Origin of the sequence: Corynebacterium sp. HMSC073B01 (assembly GCF_001838255.1) — a bacterium.
GTDB lineage: Bacteria > Actinomycetota > Actinomycetes > Mycobacteriales > Mycobacteriaceae > Corynebacterium > Corynebacterium jeikeium_D.
This window is the reverse complement of sequence record NZ_KV836155.1, coordinates 1-655: the sequence shown is the minus strand read 5'-3', so window position 1 is coordinate 655 and position 655 is coordinate 1. Positions and strand designations below refer to the sequence as shown.

The 655-nt window shown below is 57.4% G+C and carries 1 protein-coding gene; it reads left to right on the top strand.

Annotated features, from left to right (window positions below):
* On the top strand, positions 1–655 hold a 655-nt coding region (locus tag HMPREF2849_RS10980), incomplete at both ends, for a helix-turn-helix domain-containing protein (RefSeq protein ID WP_141764548.1).

Genomic DNA, 655 nt, shown 5'->3' with positions numbered 1-655 from the left:
CCCGCCGAACGAAATACAGTGCCATCAAACCGATTGCGCTTCAACACATCGCCAACGGGGCATCAGCAAGCGCAGTTGGACGTGAGTTAGGGATACCCTCACCAACTGTCAGGCGGTGGGCGCGACAAGCCGGAATTGAGATCCAGCACCAATCGCACTGCCCGAAGTTATCGATGATGGATAAGCATCGCGTGATCTACGAGATGCTTATGGCCGGCTCATATAGTGTTGCCGAGATTGCCGCGCAGGCTGGGGTGTGCACAACCACGGTGTATAACCGGCGGGCTAGTTTAACCACTATGAATACCCGCAGTCGGATAACACCTGGTGATGTATCTCGTGTTGGCGCTGGTCGGCGGCTAGGGCTGGCGGAACGCTTACTTATTGCCGATTGCCTGCGGGCAGGTCATTCGCACCGGCGTATCGCCCAGATAGTCTGTCGTAGTCAATCCACTATCAGTCGTGAAATCGCACGCAACAGCGTCGATGGTATCTACGATGCCTATCACGCTGATCAGGCCAGCCGCGGGCGTCTTGCTCGTCCAAAGCCGCGCAAACTCGATGACAATCGATTTTTGCGCGCCCAGGTTGTCAATCTGCTCAACCGTGGCGCCTCGCCGCGTCAGGCCAGTGGCAGGTTGGCTGCACTGTGGGG